Origin of the sequence: Ureibacillus aquaedulcis (assembly GCF_030418165.1) — a bacterium.
In the GTDB taxonomy this organism is placed as follows: Bacteria; Bacillota; Bacilli; order Bacillales_A; family Planococcaceae; genus Ureibacillus; species Ureibacillus aquaedulcis.
This window is the reverse complement of the sequence record NZ_JAUHTQ010000019.1, coordinates 33,243-47,760: the sequence shown is the minus strand read 5'-3', so window position 1 is coordinate 47,760 and position 14,518 is coordinate 33,243. Positions and strand designations below refer to the sequence as shown.

The following is a 14,518-nucleotide window of genomic DNA, read 5'->3' as shown; positions in this document are numbered from 1 at the left end:
GCAAACCCAAGCTAGATGTGCCAGATAAAGTTAAAACCATTTTGGTAGAAAAATGAGTAATCCGATTATAACACTTGCCAAAGCAAAAACAAGTACCGCACCTGCAGCTATATCCTTAGCTTGTTTTGCCAGGGGGTGAATCTCGGGGGATGCCAGGTTTACTACACTCTCAATAGCAGTATTGATCATCTCTGCCCCAATTACCAGTGTAATAACCAGTATAATCATTACCCACTCCATTTTTGTCAAGCCAGTTAACAGACCGGCAATCATTACTATGAACGCACTAATTATATGGATGCGCATATTTTGTTCATTCATTGCAGTCCATATACCATAAAAAGCATATCCAAATGATTTGACTAATTTATGGACGTCCATTCGAATCACGACCTAGACCAAAAGATGATAGAATTTCATCTTGTTTGCCAAACATGATTTTTTCATCTTCTTCTGTCATATGATCGAATCCTAATAAGTGTAAAAAACCATGAACAGCTAAAAAGCCCAATTCTCTCTCAAATGAGTGTCCGAAATCAGCTGCTTGTTCCTTTGTACGATCCGTAGAAATAATGATATCTCCCAAGATTCTTGGGATTCCTTCTCCAACTATTTCAACCTCTCCTTCACCTAACTCCTCAAGAGCAAAGGAAATAACGTCCGTTGGTTGATCCTTATCCCGGTATTCCCGATTAATTTCATGAATTTTTTCATTCGTTACGAAGGTTATTGAGACTTCACTGCCTTCCTCTATTTCAAGGTGGGCAGCAGCATGTTGCAATAATTCCTGAACCAATTCAATATGCTGTTCCTTCACTTCATTTGTTTCATCTAAAAAATCAATATTAAGCATTAGTGCCTCCTCTAGTTAGCCTTCTTTTGGATATTCAATTCTTGAATGGAATATCCCGTTCAGTGTCTCGCACAAGACCTTTTCAATGATTTTCAGCTCTTTGATCGAGACATCACATTCATCAAATTGATGTTCTTGTACACGACTCTGGATAATGGAATGTACAAGCTGCTGGATTTTTTCCGAATTCGGTTGTTTCATGGATCGTACCGCAGCTTCTACACTGTCGGCAATACTAACCACTGCCGCCTCTTTTGTTTGGGGTTTTGGACCCGGATAGCTAAATATCTTTTCATCTACTTCCTTACCTTCATCTTTGGCCTTATGGAAAAAGAATTTCAAAGTGCTTGTTCCGTGATGCTGCAATGCTATATCCACAATTTCCTTCGGCATTTTATGCTGTTCCAATAAATTTGCACCATCTGTCGTATGGGCAATAATGATCTCGGCACTTCTCTCGGGCGGCAAGGAGTCATGTGGATTAATCCCGGACATTTGATTTTCTATGAAAAAGGCAGGTCTCTTTGTTTTTCCGATATCATGATAATAACAGCCTACTCTTGCAAGTAATCCATCAGCACCTATCGCTTCACAAGCTGCTTCAGCCAGATTCGCTACCATTACGCTATGATGATAAGTTCCCGGTGTTTCCGTTAATAGTTTTTTCAATAATGGGTGATTCGGATTTGATAATTCGATCAGTCTCATTGTCGACAATAATCCAAATGCTGATTCAAAGAATGGCAATAATCCCATTGTTAAAGCACCTGATAAAATTCCGGACGCAATACCTGCTACAGTGTAAAAAGCCAATTCAAAAAGGTCATAATTTGATTGGGACATAAGCAAATAAAATGCGATAAACAGTAAATTGAAAATGGAAACAACAGCACAAGCTTTCAGCAAATGCGATCTTTTTTCCATACTCCTCATAAAGTAGATGCTCGAAAGTCCACCAAAGATTATATATAGTACAATATCCATCTGTAATACGGCTGAATAGCCCTCATGGAAAATGACTCCGGCCGAAGCTGCAGACAAAATCGTAACTAAAACTGCGGCTTTTTCGTTTGCCAAAAGTCTTACAAGCATTGTTGCCAAGGCAGTTGGATATAAAAAGGCAATCGTTGCATCAAACTGATCTGAAAGCAAACTAATAACCTTCATCAGTATAATAGCAAATGAATAAACAATGGCTGTTACAAATAAAGCCTTTCTTTTATTCTGAAGCTCCATATCTGAGTAATTAAATAGTATATACATAAAAGCTATTTGCAGAATGACCAGAATGGATAAGCCCAGAACAGGTTTTGTTGATGTTTGATTGTTTAATAATCCTAGAAGCTCCAACTGCCTGAATACTTCTCTATCAATCAATTCGCCTTCTTGTACAATAATTTGACCTTGCAGTATACGAGTTGGTTCTACTTCTTCCCTTGCTTTTAATATTAACTCCTCGGTACGAACCTCATCTAAAATTTCCGTTTCCAATATAGCAGCACGCCCAATAATAATTACTGAATCCAAAATTCCTTCATCTATGGAATTTTGCTGACGAATTTTCGTTTCAATTTCATTCCGTTTTAGTGGAACACCTTCTATACGGATCGGTTCTTTCAGCATTGTCTTTATTTCTTTTACAAGAAAGGCTTCTGCTTCCTTAAGCTCGGAGTCAGTAGCTTCCAATAATGATTGCAATTGACTATTTGAGAAAACTAATAGTGATTGGCTGTCGGTAATGTCCTTTAATTTTTCGCGTAATGGGGAGATTGAATTTTCAACAGATACTTCTTCTTTTTCTTCCTTCTCTTCTTCCTTGGAGCTTGTTTCTTCCCTTACATCTTCAATAATATCAAAGATGGATGTTACTAAAGAAGAACGATGCTCTGCGGTTTCCTCATTAAACAAATAGACAGGTTCAACGGCTTCTTCGGCATGAGTGCGCTCCTGTTCCGTTTTCACGGTATCTTCGATTGTTTTGACTGAACGAATTGTTTCCGGAGCAAGCTGGAAAGCTTGAATATCGTATGTAGTGCTTCGAATATTGCCAAGCATTAAAAAGAATTGCAGAAAACCAGTAATTAATAAAACCACTATTAATAAAGTTCGAAAACTAATCATGTTCAGTAATTTATTAAAGTGCTTTTCCACTTGTGCACCCCCAAATGTCTATATGTACTAGTTTACCAATTTATGAATATTATTTCATGGAATCCTGCCAAAAAATAAAAAATGTGCACGATAAACGTACACATTTTTAAGATTACCAACTCAGTTTACAATTTTTAGCTTAAACTTATAATTCTTGGTCAGTATATGATTGTATAATCTTGGCTACCAATGGATGACGCACAACGTCGCCTGCCTCCAGAATCTGGAAATGAATATCTTTTAAATACTTCAAACTACGTTCAGCGATGATTAAGCCGGATTCCGTATTTTTTGGCAAGTCAATTTGAGTTTTATCACCCGTTATGACCATTTTGGAGCCAAACCCTAAACGAGTTAAAAACATCTTCATCTGCATGTGAGTAGTATTTTGCGCTTCATCCAATATAACAAAAGCATCATCCAAAGTTCGACCGCGCATATAAGCAAGAGGAGCAATTTCAATTGTTCCGCGCTCAATCAGTCTTTGTGTTTGTTCTTGTCCGTAAATGTCATGCAACGCATCATAAAGCGGTCTTAAATACGGGTCTACCTTCTCCTTTAAGTCCCCCGGCAGGAACCCTAATGATTCCCCGGCTTCAACAGCTGGTCTTGTTAAAATGATTCGCTTTACATGACCATTCTTTAAAGCTTGCGTGGCCATGACCACGGCAATATACGTTTTTCCCGTACCTGCCGGCCCAATTCCGAACACGAGATCATGGTGGCGAATCGCTCTTATGTACTCCCGCTGTCCGATTGTTTTAGCACGGATTGGCTTTCCCTTATAATTTCTTGCAATCTCTTCTTCATATAACTCTGCAAAATATTCGATCGTCCCTTTATTCACCATTTCGATTGCTGTTGCCACATCTCGCAGATCGATATTAACCCCTTTTCGAATGACTTTTAAAAGAGCATGCAATAAATCCTTCGCATGTTGTTTTTGTGGTTCGCTGCCTGCAATTTGAATCACTTCTCCACGGGTAATTATTTGAACGTGAAATGTTTCTTCTATCAGTTTTAAATTAGCATCACTCATTCCAAGTAGCATAACTGCTTCATTTGGATTTTCAACTTGTAATTCTGATAATTGTTCTGCCATTAAATCAATCTCCTTGGTCAATTGGGTAGTTTTTTGCAATATTTTCATTTACCAAAAATAGGACTTTCCCTTTCACTTTATCATCATCGAATGAAACGTGCAAAATGTTTTCCTTTTTTATAATCGTTTTGGGAGGCAAAGATTTTAAGATTTTTTCGTGCAATAGAGGCAAGATAAACGACTCGATTTGTTCTTCTGAGATCTCTTCCGTAACAGTGATGTACTTTTGAGTCTTTTTGATTTCCACAAATCTTGAAAGCCATTCCGGTAAATCGACCCTTTGTAACGATTTTCCTTGCTCCTTTTCATTATTTATTTTGAAATCAAAAGTCCATTCTTTACTACTTGCAGAAACGAATTGGATTTGCTTGGGAATTGAAAATTCGGTTTCCAGCCAGTAGTCAGCGTACACTTCTCCCGAAGCGCCAACAACAACGGATTTATCGCCAACCGTGATTACTCCTGATACAAGTGTATCCCCTTTATATACTGTTGTATTCGGCAAAACACGACGTTCTCCACTAGAAATTTCAAAATGTGTAATAACGCCACTTTTTGTAGCGATTAAGTGATTTTTGGCATCGGTCGTATTTTTCTTGTTATCCGTTATAGGGGCAAGCTGAGGTACAATTGTCATGCTGCTGCCTGTTTTTAGTATGTGTACCCAAGATAAATCTCTTAACTCCTCCATAATCGTTTGCCGTATCTCAAAATCGGATTTCACACGCCCTTTCATTTTCGGTTTATCTAAGGAAAGTTTATCCTTAATTACTTTTTCAACAGCAACCCGCAACTCCGGCGTTTCGGCTTCCACATTGACATCCCAAACAAATTGCGAAGCAATGATCGGTATTATAATTAACAGGAGCAGTCCAATAGCCGTCCAACTATTTTTCTGGAAGATTCGGGACACCTGCAAGTATTGTATTTTTACTTTGACCCGATATTTTTTTCGAACCTCGCGTACAATTTTTATATCTTTTCTTATCATCTCGAAACGAATTTCATTTTCGAGGTGCTTAAGGTTTTTTATCTTTACACCTTTCGAATGCAGGTTTTGTATAAATGCATGCGCTCCATTTGATCGACTCAAGCGAATTTCCACAGGTCGATTATCGAATTTTTTCATAATCATTCACCTGTCTCTTCATCTCGATTGACAACAAATTTTCAACATGTATTATAAATTCAACCTCTTTCAATACATCTATATGTACACGGCTTGCTTTAATTAAAATAGAATAATCCTCATATATAAACGAACAATGCTGTTCAGAAGCTTCCAAAAATTTATATGTGCCAAACAATCGCAGCTGTTTATTATTTACTATTTCTATTAATGGGTCTGTTTGGAATAGTTTTTTCAATTAAAAATGCCCCCCTTTCGCAAAAGTATATGCTTGGAAAAAGGGGGGCATGTATAAATTTCAGTGCAGTTTTTTCAAAACTAGCTTTAAGCAATCCTTCCCAGAAAAAATTTTCTGTTAAATTATAGTAAACCAAATTTAATCCAGCCAAAATTCCGCTTGGAATTACTTACTTTCGCTTCGCTTTTGGAGGAGCCAAAATTTCAGTGGTAATAATAGCCTGCACCAATGCATTCCTGGTGGTCGGCACTAAACTCCCAATCTCATTTTGCTTAATCGGATCGGCCTGAGTTTTTAAAGAAGTAGCAGAACTGCGATTGGATGAACGATTTCCATCTAGGACCGGCCTTATCTTTGGTACGGTCTGCTTGGCAACAACTTCTTTTTCAATCGGCTGATTATGGCGTGATTTGTCGCTTAGTTGCTGAAACACCTCACCAGCGAAATCCTCAAGTGATTTTCTTTGCTCAGGTTGCTTCGGCAAATCATAACTATGCTTTGTCGGTTGATTATTAAAAGGCGGCATCGCCTTTTGGTTTTGGGGTTTGTTTTTGGCTGCACCTAAGATAGAACTGATAATGAACAAAACCACCATCATAATAATGCCTTCCATCTAGCTTCACACTCCCTTCTTAAGGTGTGTACCTGCGTTTATTTTTGGTTTGGATCTGGTTTATCAGTTGTAACTTTCGAGATAGAATCTCTCATTGATGTATCTGCCTGGATATTTTGGAAGTTCATATAATCCATAACGCCAAAGTTTCCGTTTCGCAAAGCCTCAGCCATCGCTAATGGTACCTGTGCCTCTGCCTCAACCACTTTCGCTTTCATTTCCTGGACCTTAGCCACCATTTCCTGCTCGTTGGCTACGGCCATTGCACGGCGTTCTTCCGCTTTCGCTTGGGCAATGTTCTTGTCGGCTTGTGCCTGTTCGATTTGGAGCTCTGCACCAATGTTCTTGCCAACATCAACATCCGCGATATCAATAGATAGAATCTCAAATGCAGTTCCTGAGTCCAACCCTTTAGAAAGTACCGTTTGAGAAATAAGGTCAGGGTTTTCCAATACTTTTGAATGACTCTCCGACGAACCAATCGTAGAAACGATCCCTTCACCTACACGTGCAATAATTGTATCTTCCCCAGCACCCCCAACTAGACGATCTAAGTTAGCACGTACTGTAATTCTTGCTTTTGCTTTTACCTCGATACCATTGATGGCTACACCAGCAATAAATGGTGTCTCGATTACTTTAGGATTTACGGACATTTGCACAGCCTCTAATACGTCACGTCCCGCTAGATCGATTGCTGCTGCACGTTCAAAGGATAGCTCTATATTTGCACGTTGAGCAGCTATCAATGCATTAACGACACGGTCTACATTACCACCTGCCAAATAGTGTGATTCCAGCTGGTTAATTGAAACGTCCAGACCTGCTTTGTGCGCCTTAATTAAAGGGTTTACAATTCTTGCAGGGATAACCCGGCGTAGCCTCATCCCAACTAATGTGAAAATACTAACACGTACACCCGCTGCAATGGCACTAATCCATAGTGCAACCGGGACAATTGTTAAAATAACGGACAAAACAATAATAATCAGAACAATTGTTACGATTAGACTTATAGCTGCTGCATCAAAGAACATAATTATTCCACTCCTTTTTTCGTTTCTCTTACTATGATTCGTGAGCCTTCTACCTGAATGACTTCCACTTTTCGATTGGCTTCAATATAGCCACCTTCCGACACTGCATCAATTCTCTCATTGCCGACAAGTATTGTTCCGGACGGACGAAGGGGTGTTATGGAATCACCAATCTTCCCTAATAGATCAATACGATTTACATTTGAAACGTATCCCTCTTCCGTTGTCGTAGCATCTCTTAAAATCAGCTTATTAAAGACATGAAGATTTTTTCCAAAGAATTTCATCACGATCACCATTCCTATTATTGCAATAAACACAGCGATTAAAATGGAATATGCCATATGAACCACACTTTCCCCAGCAAATAATATACTGATTATCATAAGTGCTCCACCAATAATACCTACTATTCCACCCGGTACAAACAATTCAGCCACAAGTAAAGCCAAACCTATCACAAATATAAATACAGATTCATAACCAGCCAAGCCGGCTACTGTATGGCCAAAGAAAAATAGACCGAATGAAGAAAGACCAATGAGCCCTGGAAATCCAAAACCAGGAGAAAACAATTCAAGAACTAACCCAAGACAGCCTATTGATAGCAATAGTGTTACCACAATTGGATTTGTAATGAATCTCGCCAGTTTTTCAGCGAATGTTGGTTCAATTGAAACGACTTCACTATCCCCCAGATTAAGCTTTTCAAGGAGTTCATCCAAATCAGCTACAGTACCTTCCGAATATTTTTCTTTAAGAGCTTCTTCGGCAGTGAACGTTAACAATTTGCCTTCAGGTGCCCTATACTCTGGCAAGTCGACTGTCTTATCTGCCATAGCTCGCGCAAATTTTGGATCTCTCTCATTAGCTTCCGCAGCTGCCACCATTTCACCGATCCAGTAGCTGTTTCGTTTTTCATCGGCAGCATTGCCGGCACCATCAATAATTGCGGCAGCACCCATTGTAGCGGTTGGAACCATGTAGATTTCATCAGCATGCAAAGCTAAATAAGCTCCAGCTGATAACGCTTTCGAATTAATAAAAGCCACTACTTTGATTGGGGAGTTATCAATAAGATCTCCTATTTCTTCTGCGGATGTGACATAACCACCCGGTGTATTTATTTCCAAAATAATTCTTTCTGCCCCTATTTCAGCAGCCTCCGTAAAAGCTCTTTGCAGAAAAGCCTTTAAGCCGTCTTCTACTTCATTTTCAAGCGGCACATGATAAACCTTTCCGCTTGCTACTGCTGAAAGACTCGGAAGAAGCAAAGAAAAGGAAATCATGCACAAAAGAATCCAACTAAAAGTTCTCGTTTTTCTCATCTCACCCCTCCTTTTTGTAGTAATTGATTATGAATATCCTTAAAATTATGTAGTTCAATTTTATTTACGAATGAATAACAAGAAAGTTTCAAAAAAACGTATGTTTTTACATGTAATTTATTCAATATAAGATTATTGTAATTTTACAAAAATCTCATTAATAAAACATTGAATCATGATCATAATACTTCTATATTATTTTCTTTATGAAATGCAAAATACCCTAGTATTTGTTTGGAACAAATACTAGGGTATATCAGTTTTCACCTTGATGAATCATAAAATTGCGTGTTATGAACGTAGGGATTTGTTAGGAAATTACCACTTACGTTTACGTGCAGCTTCTGATTTCTTTTTACGTTTTACGCTTGGTTTTTCGTAAAATTCGCGTTTTCTAACTTCTTGAATAGTACCACTTTTAGATACAGTACGTTTGAAGCGGCGAAGAGCATCTTCAAGCGATTCGTTTTTTCTAACGACAGTTTTTGACATCTCTCTTTCCCTCCCTCCGAACACACGTCAATACACAATCAACATATGTTAGTTGTGTACTAAAGAATTATATCGTATTGTCCAACTATAGTCAACACCAATATTAAAATTAATAGTTGGAATCTGAAATTAAGCCGTTCATGATTGCTACACCAGAGCTTGCCCCAATTCGCGTAGCACCGGCTTCAATCATTTTTTGCATATCTTCCAGGCTTCGTACGCCCCCTGAAGCTTTTACGCCAATTTCTGGCCCTACTGTTTTTCTCATTAGGGCTACATCCTCTGCATTTGCCCCGCCTGTTGAAAACCCGGTTGAAGTTTTAACAAAGTCAGCTCCAGCCTCCACAGATAACTCACACGCTTTCACTTTTTCTTCATCGGTTAAAAGAGAAGTTTCGATAATCACTTTTACTAAAGTCCCATTTGCAGCAGCTACAACTGCCTTAATGTCTTCTAGTACAAGTTCATAATCACCATCTTTTAATGCGCCGATATTGATTACCATATCTATTTCACCCGCACCATTTTCAATGGCATTTCTTGTTTCAAATGCTTTCGCTTGAGGAGTAGTTGCCCCTAAAGGGAAGCCAATCACTGTACAAACTTTAACTTTTGAACCTGCTAATAATTCACTTGATTTTTTAACCCAGGCAGGATTAACACATACCGAAGCGAATTCATATTTTAGTGCTTCTTCACAAAGTTTTTCGATTTGAACTTTTGTTGTTTCGGCTTTTAATAAAGTATGATCGATCATTGCAGCGTAATTTTGAGTCATGAAATTACTCCTTTTTTATAGTTGTACGTACCTCTCCCATAATACCATTAAAGTAAATTATTGTGAAATGACAGATAATTTCAAATGAACACTATTTTCCATGGTTTATCGTTTTTATTCGTTTGAAATGATACTTAATTCATTTTATACATACAAAAACGGCAAAACCCTTTAAGATTTTGCCGTTTTATGATTATGCTTGAACTTGTTCTTCCAATACGCGTACAAATTGACCTTCACAGTATGGATAACCTGCTTTAAGCACTTTCACCTTAACAAGTTTACCAATCATCTCTTCGTTTCCTTCAAATACAACACGAAGATAGTTGTCAGTGTATCCGACAATTAGATTTTCTTGATCTGCTTCTTTGTATTGTTCTTCCGGAATCACTTCCAGCACTTCACCTTCAAATCGGGAAGCATATTCTTTTGCTAATTGATCGTTAAGAGTAAGTAAGCGATGCACACGTTCGTTTTTCACATCTTCATTAACCTGGTCTTCCATTCGTGCAGCAGGTGTACCAGTTCGTTTAGAGAACGGGAAAACATGCAGCTCTGCAAACTTATGTTTTGCTATAAAGTTGAATGTTTCCATGAACTCCTCTTCCGTTTCACCCGGGAATCCAACTATGACATCAGATGTAATAGCTAAGTCAGGTAAAGCTTCATTTAAGCGTTCTAAACGCTCCGCGAAGAATTCCATTGTATATTTACGTCGCATACGTTTTAACACTGTGTCCGAACCCGATTGAATGGGAATGTGTAAATGGCGTACCACAATATTAGAATTCTTTAATACTTCAATTACTTCGTCCGTTAATTGTGAAGCTTCTATTGAAGAAATACGTAGTCGTTTTAAGCCTTTTACATTTGCTTCGAGATCGCGAAGCAACTGTGCCAAGTTATAATCTTTAAAATCCTGTCCGTATCCACCTGTATGGATACCAGTCAAGACGATTTCCAGATAACCCGCATCAACCAGCTGTTGGGCTTGGCGGATTACTTCCTGTGGATCACGTGAACGCATTAAGCCACGCGCCCAAGGAATAATACAGAATGTACAAAAGTTGTTGCATCCTTCCTGGATTTTTAAGGATGCACGTGTACGGTCCGTAAAATAAGGAACATCCAATTCTTCATAAACACGGTTTTTCATAATGTTTCCTACCGCATTAATCGGTTGGCGTTCTACTTTATATTGTTCGATATATCCCAACATTTTTTGGCGATCTTGCGTTCCCACAACAATATCAACCCCTGGAATCGCCATAATTTCTGCTGGTGATGTTTGGGCATAGCATCCTGTTACACAAATAACCGCATCCGGATTTTGACGGACAGCACGACGAATAACCTGACGTGATTTTTTATCTCCCGTATTCGTTACCGTACATGTATTTATTACATAAACGTCTGCTTGTTGTTCAAATTCAGTACGTTCATATCCTTGTTCTTTAAAAAGCTGCCAAATACTTTCAGTTTCATAATGGTTTACTTTACAGCCTAAAGTATGAAAAGCCACTTTTGACACTGGCTAACACCTCTTTCATTCAAATTCATATGATATCGCAGATAACGCATAAAGTGGTGCTGTTTCTGCTCGTAATATTCTTGGTCCGAGTGACATTGTTTCCGCTCCAGCTTCTAATAAGCTTTTAGCTTCGTTTCTTGAAATGCCACCTTCGGGACCGAAAATTAATAAAATCGACTTCGATTCATTATCATACACTTTTTTAAGTTTATCTGCAAATCTTGTTCGCGTTTCTTTCTTCGCATCTTCTTCATCAGCAATAAACACCTGATCATATTCAGAAACAAGCTTTAGCAGCTGCTTAAAGGAGACAGGATTCATAATAGCAGGAATATAGGTTCTATGCGATTGCTCTGCAGCTTCTTGGGCTATTTTTTGTAGACGTTCTGTTTTTTTCTCGCCTTTTTTCTCGTCCCATTTTACAATCGAACGTTCAGCACTAAAAGGAATTAACGCATGCATGCCAAGCTCGGTAGCTTTTTGGGCAATCAGCTCAAGTTTATCCCCTTTTGGCAATCCGCATGCAATATCGACTTTTATCGGCATTTCAGGGGAGGGTATCGTTCTGCCTGTTTGTTTTACAACAACATCTTGACCTATTGAAACGATTTCACATATAAATGCTGTATCATCATGAACGACGATCACTTGCTCACCGGTTTCCATGCGCATTACTTTGGAAATATGACGAGCGTTTTCTCCTGTTATTGTTAGTTCTTGCAGTTCATTAAAGGGTTCCCGTACAAAATAGCGTTGCATTATGTACCTCCTATAGTTTATAAGAAAAACGGATGCCGCTCGCGCAAGCCTTCGCGTCGACGAGAACGCAACGTCCTGTTGCATCGTCGGCATGACTCACGCCGTGTGAGCCCCAACAATTGGCCGACAAAAACGCCACATCCTGTGGCATTGTCGGCACTTGCACATCCATGTGCTACGTAAAAATCGACAAAAGGACGCTCTTTTGTCCTTGCAGGCGATTGTTAATTGCCTGAGGAGCTAGCACCTGCAGCTAGACACTGTAATAAATTCTTAATTGTCGATTTATTAATTTTTGGATATCGTCTAAAAAAGCAAGGAGCTGCCCCTTATTATTGGGACAACTCCTTTGTCGTTTATGGTCGTCGGGCAATGATGGCAACCCAATCTTCCATCATTAACACTTCCTCAATAATAAATCCTGAACCTGCCAATGCTTTTTTTACATCATCTTTTTTCGCATTAATTATACCAGAAGTCACATAGAGCCCACCAGGTTTCACAATTGAAAAGGCATCGTCGGTGAACGTCATAATGATCTCGGCCAAGATATTCGCAACGACCACGTCTGCTGGTTCTGTAACTGTATCCAATAGATTTCCTTGATGAACTTCAGCAATTTGCTGTACCTTGTTATGTACAATGTTTTCATTTGCAGATTTAACAGCAACTGCATCTAAATCCAGCGCATGAACTTTCTTTGCACCAAGCATTGCCGCAGCTATCGCCAATACACCAGAACCGGTTCCAACATCTACCACGGAATCTCCTTCATTCACTACTTTTTCTAATGCTTGCAAGCACATTACTGTAGTAGGATGTGTACCAGTACCAAATGCCATACCAGGATCCAGCTCGATAATCAGCTCGTCGGTGTTTACAGGTGTATATTCTTCCCAAGTTGGAACAATTGTAAATCTTTCCGAAATTTTCACTGGGTGATAATATTGCTTCCAGGCTGTTGCCCAATCTTCCTCATGGACTTCACACATAGTGAAAACATTATCCCCGAGATTAATATCAAAATTCTCAAGATTCGCGATTGCAAGTTTAATTTCTTCAACAGTTTCTGCCAAAAAACTAGACACTGGCAAATAGGCTTTTACGATAACCCCACTTGCCGGGAAATCATTTGGGTTTAAATCATAAATCTCGCCAAATTGATCTACTCTTTCTTTCTCCATTTCTGTTGAATCTTCAATGACAACACCACTAGCGCCTGCCTCATGGTAAATATTCGAAATTGCTTCAACCGCTTCGTTTGTTGTTAAAACCGACAATTCTGTCCATTTCACTTGCAATCAGCTCCTCTAAAATTTGTTTCCAGGGCAGCAAAGCTTTAGCGCCCAAATACGGGCACCAATTATTCCATTACTCACCTTTAAATGTTTTTTTAATTTTATCAAACAATGAACTGCTATGTTCTTCCGGGATATCACCACTAATTTCTGCAAAATCACGCAGCAGTTGTTTTTGTTTCTCCGTCAGTTTTGTAGGCGTCATTACTTTAACGATGACATATTGATGCCCTGTTCCATAGCCATGGACATTCTTAACACCTTTATCCTTAATGCGGAATTGGGCACCCGATTGTGTACCAGCCGGAATTTTCAGTTTTACCTTCCCGTGAATCGTTGGTACTTCAATTTCATCACCAAGGGAAGCCTGTGGGAATGTTAGTTTTAATTCATAATAAATATCGTCGCCATCTCGTTCAAAGTATTCATGGTCTTTTACGTTGAAGACGATGTATAAATCACCTGAAGGACCTCCGTTGATACCCGGCTCACCTTGACCAGTCACACGCAATTGTTGACCATCATCAACACCTGCAGGAATTGTTACTTTGATTTTTTTGCGTTTTTGCACAGTTCCCGAACCATGGCAAGTTGTACATTTTTCCGGAATAATTTTACCAGTACCATGACAAGTATTACATGTTCGACGGTTTACCATCCGGCCAAATGGTGTTTCAACTGCTTGGTTTACCTGACCTGCCCCATTACATGTCGTACAAGTTTTCACACTAGTTCCAGGTTTTGCACCCGACCCGCTACAAGTATCACATGTTTCTTCTTTAGGTATTTCTATCTCTGTTTGCTTACCAAATACTGCATCCTCAAAAGAGATATTCATTCGGTATTGCAGGTCATCGCCTTTTCTAGGGGCGTTTGGATCGGAACGACGTCCACCTCCGCCGAAGAACGAACTGAAAATATCTTCAAACCCACCAAATCCTGATCCTCCGAAACCGCCAAATCCGCCTTGGTTCGGTGCTTCATGACCGAATTGATCGTATTGTGAACGTTTTGCATCATCGCTCAACACTTCATAGGCTTCCGCTATTTCCTTGAATTTTTCATCTGCTCCAGGTTCTTTATTGATATCCGGATGATACTGCTTTGAGAGTTTTCGGTAGGCTTTCTTTATATCATCTTTACTTGCAGTTTTACTAACGCCAAGCACTTCATAGTAATCGCGTTTACTCATCTGTCACACTCCGCTCT

At 39.1% G+C, this 14,518-nt stretch carries 15 protein-coding genes; all 15 read right to left on the bottom strand.

Going from position 1 to position 14,518, the window contains the following annotated elements; translation table 11 throughout:
* Positions 1–30: 30 nt before the first annotated feature.
* Entirely contained in the window at positions 31–381 is a 351-nt protein-coding gene (locus QYB95_RS17455; RefSeq protein WP_301139655.1) for a diacylglycerol kinase family protein, read from the bottom strand.
* Positions 368–853: an rRNA maturation RNase YbeY gene (ybeY, locus tag QYB95_RS17450; RefSeq protein ID WP_301139654.1), complete on the bottom strand. Its 486-nt coding sequence runs from the start codon at positions 851–853 to the stop codon at positions 368–370. The genes QYB95_RS17455 and ybeY overlap by 14 nt, the downstream gene beginning before the upstream one ends.
* A gap of 15 nt (positions 854–868) precedes the next feature.
* Positions 869–3,004 (bottom strand): HD family phosphohydrolase, encoded by a 2,136-nt coding sequence (locus tag QYB95_RS17445; protein WP_425609222.1) that lies wholly within the window; start codon positions 3,002–3,004, stop codon positions 869–871.
* 145 nt (positions 3,005–3,149) lie between these two features.
* Positions 3,150–4,106, bottom strand: coding sequence for a PhoH family protein (locus tag QYB95_RS17440; RefSeq protein WP_301139653.1), 957 nt, complete (start codon positions 4,104–4,106; stop codon positions 3,150–3,152).
* A 4-nt stretch (positions 4,107–4,110) separates the two neighbouring features.
* On the bottom strand, positions 4,111–5,235 hold the full coding sequence (locus QYB95_RS17435; protein WP_301139652.1) for a sporulation protein YqfD: 1,125 nt from the start codon (positions 5,233–5,235) through the stop codon (positions 4,111–4,113).
* Positions 5,219–5,473, bottom strand: coding sequence for a hypothetical protein (locus QYB95_RS17430; RefSeq protein ID WP_301139651.1), 255 nt, complete (start codon positions 5,471–5,473; stop codon positions 5,219–5,221). Before QYB95_RS17430 ends, QYB95_RS17435 begins: the two co-directional genes overlap by 17 nt.
* 169 nt (positions 5,474–5,642) lie before the next feature.
* Entirely contained in the window at positions 5,643–6,086 is a 444-nt protein-coding gene (locus tag QYB95_RS17425; RefSeq protein ID WP_301139650.1) for a hypothetical protein, read from the bottom strand.
* A 38-nt stretch (positions 6,087–6,124) separates the two neighbouring features.
* Positions 6,125–7,123, bottom strand: a complete 999-nt coding sequence (gene floA / locus QYB95_RS17420; protein WP_301139649.1) for a flotillin-like protein FloA — start codon at positions 7,121–7,123, stop codon at positions 6,125–6,127.
* 2 nt (positions 7,124–7,125) lie between these two features.
* Positions 7,126–8,451 carry an NfeD family protein gene (locus tag QYB95_RS17415; protein WP_301139648.1) on the bottom strand — a complete coding sequence of 442 codons (1,326 nt, stop codon included), beginning with the start codon at positions 8,449–8,451 and terminating at the stop codon, positions 7,126–7,128.
* 318 nt (positions 8,452–8,769) lie between these two features.
* Positions 8,770–8,943, bottom strand: coding sequence for a 30S ribosomal protein S21 (gene rpsU / locus QYB95_RS17410; RefSeq protein WP_004227078.1), 174 nt, complete (start codon positions 8,941–8,943; stop codon positions 8,770–8,772).
* A 109-nt stretch (positions 8,944–9,052) separates the two neighbouring features.
* Positions 9,053–9,721 carry a deoxyribose-phosphate aldolase gene (gene deoC / locus QYB95_RS17405; protein ID WP_301139647.1) on the bottom strand — a complete coding sequence of 223 codons (669 nt, stop codon included), beginning with the start codon at positions 9,719–9,721 and terminating at the stop codon, positions 9,053–9,055.
* A 193-nt stretch (positions 9,722–9,914) separates the two neighbouring features.
* Positions 9,915–11,252 (bottom strand): tRNA (N(6)-L-threonylcarbamoyladenosine(37)-C(2))-methylthiotransferase MtaB, encoded by a 1,338-nt coding sequence (gene mtaB, locus QYB95_RS17400; RefSeq protein ID WP_301139646.1) that lies wholly within the window; start codon positions 11,250–11,252, stop codon positions 9,915–9,917.
* 15 nt (positions 11,253–11,267) lie between these two features.
* Positions 11,268–12,011, bottom strand: coding sequence for a 16S rRNA (uracil(1498)-N(3))-methyltransferase (locus QYB95_RS17395; protein ID WP_301139645.1), 744 nt, complete (start codon positions 12,009–12,011; stop codon positions 11,268–11,270).
* A 356-nt stretch (positions 12,012–12,367) separates the two neighbouring features.
* Positions 12,368–13,306, bottom strand: a complete 939-nt coding sequence (gene prmA, locus QYB95_RS17390) for a 50S ribosomal protein L11 methyltransferase (protein ID WP_301139644.1) — start codon at positions 13,304–13,306, stop codon at positions 12,368–12,370.
* A 76-nt stretch (positions 13,307–13,382) separates the two neighbouring features.
* Positions 13,383–14,501: a molecular chaperone DnaJ gene (dnaJ, locus tag QYB95_RS17385; RefSeq protein ID WP_301139643.1), complete on the bottom strand. Its 1,119-nt coding sequence runs from the start codon at positions 14,499–14,501 to the stop codon at positions 13,383–13,385.
* Positions 14,502–14,518 lie beyond the last annotated feature (17 nt).

Coding starts and splice junctions, on each gene's coding strand:
- QYB95_RS17455 (WP_301139655.1), bottom strand. CDS start 381: ATGGACGTCCATAAATTAGTCAAATCATTTGGATATGCTTTTTATGGT.
- ybeY (WP_301139654.1), bottom strand. CDS start 853: ATGCTTAATATTGATTTTTTAGATGAAACAAATGAAGTGAAGGAACAG.
- QYB95_RS17440 (WP_301139653.1), bottom strand. CDS start 4,106: ATGGCAGAACAATTATCAGAATTACAAGTTGAAAATCCAAATGAAGCA.
- QYB95_RS17435 (WP_301139652.1), bottom strand. CDS start 5,235: ATGAAAAAATTCGATAATCGACCTGTGGAAATTCGCTTGAGTCGATCA.
- QYB95_RS17425 (WP_301139650.1), bottom strand. CDS start 6,086: ATGGAAGGCATTATTATGATGGTGGTTTTGTTCATTATCAGTTCTATC.
- floA (WP_301139649.1), bottom strand. CDS start 7,123: ATGTTCTTTGATGCAGCAGCTATAAGTCTAATCGTAACAATTGTTCTG.
- QYB95_RS17415 (WP_301139648.1), bottom strand. CDS start 8,451: ATGAGAAAAACGAGAACTTTTAGTTGGATTCTTTTGTGCATGATTTCC.
- rpsU (WP_004227078.1), bottom strand. CDS start 8,943: ATGTCAAAAACTGTCGTTAGAAAAAACGAATCGCTTGAAGATGCTCTT.
- deoC (WP_301139647.1), bottom strand. CDS start 9,721: ATGACTCAAAATTACGCTGCAATGATCGATCATACTTTATTAAAAGCC.
- QYB95_RS17395 (WP_301139645.1), bottom strand. CDS start 12,011: ATGCAACGCTATTTTGTACGGGAACCCTTTAATGAACTGCAAGAACTA.
- dnaJ (WP_301139643.1), bottom strand. CDS start 14,501: ATGAGTAAACGCGATTACTATGAAGTGCTTGGCGTTAGTAAAACTGCA.